General features: G+C 60.5%; 4 protein-coding genes. All 4 read left to right on the top strand.

Features of this window, described 5'->3' with window-relative positions; translation table 11 throughout:
* A partial coding sequence (locus tag ACFOMF_RS13785; RefSeq protein WP_386365869.1) for a cbb3-type cytochrome c oxidase subunit I occupies window positions 1-831 on the top strand: 831 nt, incomplete at its 5' end.
* A gap of 10 nt (window positions 832-841) precedes the next feature.
* Window positions 842-1,453 (top strand): cytochrome-c oxidase, cbb3-type subunit II, encoded by a 612-nt coding sequence (gene ccoO, locus ACFOMF_RS13780; RefSeq protein WP_386365867.1) that lies wholly within the window; start codon window positions 842-844, stop codon window positions 1,451-1,453.
* 79 nt (window positions 1,454-1,532) lie between these two features.
* Complete coding sequence (gene ccoP, locus ACFOMF_RS13775) at window positions 1,533-2,468, top strand: cytochrome-c oxidase, cbb3-type subunit III (protein WP_386365865.1); 936 nt, start codon at window positions 1,533-1,535, stop codon at window positions 2,466-2,468.
* A gap of 358 nt (window positions 2,469-2,826) precedes the next feature.
* Window positions 2,827-3,505 (top strand): cbb3-type cytochrome c oxidase subunit I (locus tag ACFOMF_RS13770; RefSeq protein WP_386365863.1); only part of this gene is annotated, 679 nt, incomplete at its 3' end.

The following is a 3,505-nucleotide window of genomic DNA, read 5'->3' as shown; positions in this document are numbered from 1 at the left end:
GCGATGATCCAGTGGTGGTACGGCCATAACGCCGTGGGCTTCTTCCTCACCACCGGCTTCCTCGGCATGATGTACTACTTCGTGCCGAAGCAGGCCGAGCGCCCGATCTATTCCTATCGCCTGTCCATCGTCCACTTCTGGGCGCTGATCAGTGTCTATATCTGGGCCGGTCCGCACCACCTGCACTACACTGCCCTGCCCGACTGGGCCCAGTCGCTCGGCATGGTGATGTCGATCATCCTCCTGGCGCCAAGCTGGGGCGGCATGATCAACGGCATGATGACCCTCTCCGGTGCCTGGCACAAACTGCGCACCGACCCGATCCTGCGCTTCCTGGTGGTGTCGCTGGCCTTCTACGGCATGTCGACCTTCGAAGGCCCGATGATGGCCATCAAGACCGTCAACGCCCTGTCCCACTACACCGACTGGACCATCGGCCACGTACATGCCGGCGCCCTCGGCTGGGTGGCAATGATCACCATCGGCTCGCTTTACCACCTGATTCCGCGGGTATTCGCCCGTGAGCAGATGTTCAGCGTCGGCCTGATCAATGCGCACTTCTGGCTGGCCACCATCGGTACTGTGCTCTACATCGCCTCGATGTGGGTCAACGGCATCACCCAGGGCCTGATGTGGCGCGCGGTCAACGAAGACGGCACCCTGACCTACTCCTTCGTCGAGGCGCTGGAAGCCAGCCACCCAGGCTTTGTGGTTCGCATGATTGGCGGTGCTTTCTTCCTCACCGGCATGCTGTTGATGGCCTACAACACCTGGCGCACCGTTAAGGCGTCCAAACCTGCCGAGTACGAAGCTGCGGCGAAGATGGTTTGAGGACTGAGCAATGAAGCAACACGAGAAACTCGAGAAAAACATCGGCCTGCTGACCCTGTTCATGGTCCTGGCCGTGAGCATCGGCGGCCTGACCCAGATCGTGCCGCTGTTCTTCCAGGACGTGGTCAACGAGCCCGTTGACGGCATGCGTCCCTACACGGCGCTGCAGCTCGAAGGTCGCGACATCTACATCCGCGAGGGCTGCGTCGGCTGCCACTCGCAGATGATCCGTCCGTTCCGCGCTGAAACCGAGCGCTACGGCCACTATTCCGTCGCCGGCGAAAGCGTCTGGGACCACCCCTTCCTGTGGGGCTCCAAGCGTACCGGCCCGGACCTGGCCCGTGTCGGTGGACGCTACTCCGACGACTGGCACCGTGCGCACCTGTACAACCCGCGCAACGTCGTTCCCGAATCGAAGATGCCTTCCTACCCCTGGCTGGTGGAGAACACCCTCGATGGACGCGCCACCGCCCGCAAGATGCAAGCCCTGCGCACCCTTGGCGTCCCTTATACCGATGACGACATCGCAGGCGCCCGCGAAGCCGTTCGCGGGGTCAGCGAGATGGATGCGCTGATCGCCTACCTGCAGGTGCTCGGCACCGCGATCACCAGTACCCGTTAATCGGTCAACGACGAGCTGGCCAAGCCCGTCCAACGTCAATCAGGGGTAGCCCCGGAGGGGGCTACCCAGGAGCTGGAACATGAGCACATTCTGGAGCGGGTACATCGCCCTGCTTACCCTGGGCACCATCGTTGCCCTGTTCTGGCTGATCTTTGCCACGCGCAAAGGTCAGCACGATGGCGCCACCGACAAGACCATGGGGCACGCCTTCGACGGCATCGAGGAGTACGACAACCCGCTGCCGCGCTGGTGGTTCATTCTCTTCATCGCCACCCTGCTATTCGGCATCGGCTACCTGATCCTCTATCCGGGACTCGGAAACTGGAAAGGCATGATGCCCGGCTATGAAGAAGGCTGGACCGGCGTAAATCAGTGGCAACGCGAGATGGACCGAGCCGATGCGGAGTTCGGGCCGATCTTTGCCAAGTACGCAGCCATGTCCATCGAGCAGGCCTCTCAGGACGAGCGCGCGCTCACGATGGGAGCCAGCCTCTATGCAAACTATTGCGCCATCTGCCACGGCTCCGATGCCCGGGGCTCCCAGGGCTTCCCCAATCTGACCGACAATATCTGGCGCTGGGGTGGCGAGCCCGAAACCATCAAGACGAGCATCCTGAATGGCCGTATCGGTACCATGCCGGGCTGGCTGCAAGTGATTGGCGAACCAGGTGTACAGAATGTCGCCGCCTATGTGCGTCAGGACCTGGCAGGCCTGCCGCTGCCGGAAGGCACCCAGAGCGACAGCGAAGCCGGAAAGCAGATCTACGCGTCCAACTGCGCTGCCTGCCACGGCCCGACCGGCACTGGCCTGGCTGCGCTCGGCGCACCTGACCTGACCGACTCGCGGGGCTGGATCTACGGCTCGAGCCTGTCACAATTGCAACAGACCATCCGGCATGGCCGCACCGGAAGGATGCCTGCGCAAGAGCCCTATCTGGGCAACGACAAGGTTCATCTGCTGGCAGCCTATGTTTACAGCCTCTCGCAAAGAGCCGAGCAGGCCGCTCAACAATGACTTAAGGTGAAAGAGTAAGACGGCACTTTCGTGCCGTCTTACTCTTTCAAGCAAGGTGTTCCCTCCTCTGCGCGACACTCTGTCGCGGCCGCTCCGACCAGCTACCCTTTCCCGTTTCGCGTTCGGCGCCTAAGCTGCGCTGGTTCGACACTGTTAATCCAATAATCCGAGCGAACCCCAGCGATTCGCCACACCGGCCTGGTGTGCTGACCACTTCGCAACGCATGGAACGCGCGTCTTTGCGAGGGTTCAGGCGATAGGAGAGGTCCTTCGGTGTCATTGCATTGCCACCGTGCTTTCTCCATACTTGCCGCCGTTTTTTGCCCTAGAAAATGCCTTGAAAAGCGTGGAACCCACAATGAGTACAGCAATCAGTCAGACTGCTTATAACTATAAGGTGGTTCGCCAGTTCGCCATCATGACGGTGGTCTGGGGAATTATCGGAATGGGTCTTGGTGTGTTCATTGCCGCACAGTTGGTGTGGCCTGAGCTGAACTTCGACAATGCCCTCGTCACTTTCGGTCGCCTGCGACCTCTTCACACCAACGCAGTCATCTTCGCCTTTGGCGGTTGTGCGTTGTTCGCCACGTCCTACTATGCGGTGCAGCGTACCTCCCAAGTACAACTGTTCGCGCCAAAGCTGGCTGCCTTCACCTTCTGGGGTTGGCAAGCGGTCATCGTCCTGGCCGTCATTACCCTGCCATTGGGCATGACCAGCTCCAAGGAATATGCCGAACTGGAGTGGCCGATCGACATCCTGATTGCTGTCGTCTGGATCTCCTACGTAGTGGTGTTCTTTGGCACGCTGATGCAGCGCAAGGTCAAGCACATCTACGTGGGTAACTGGTTCTTCGGCGCCTTCATCCTCGTCACCGCCATGCTGCACATCGTCAACAACCTGCAGATCCCGGTGGGCTGGTTCAAGTCCTACTCGATCTACTCGGGTGCGACCGATGCGATGATCCAGTGGTGGTACGGCCATAACGCCGTGGGCTTCTTCCTCACCACCGGCTTCCTCGGCATGATGTACTACTTCG

The organism is Stutzerimonas tarimensis, assembly GCF_042648805.1.
Classification (GTDB): domain Bacteria; phylum Pseudomonadota; class Gammaproteobacteria; order Pseudomonadales; family Pseudomonadaceae; genus Azomonas; species Azomonas tarimensis.
This window is presented reverse-complemented; position numbering and strand designations above follow the sequence as displayed.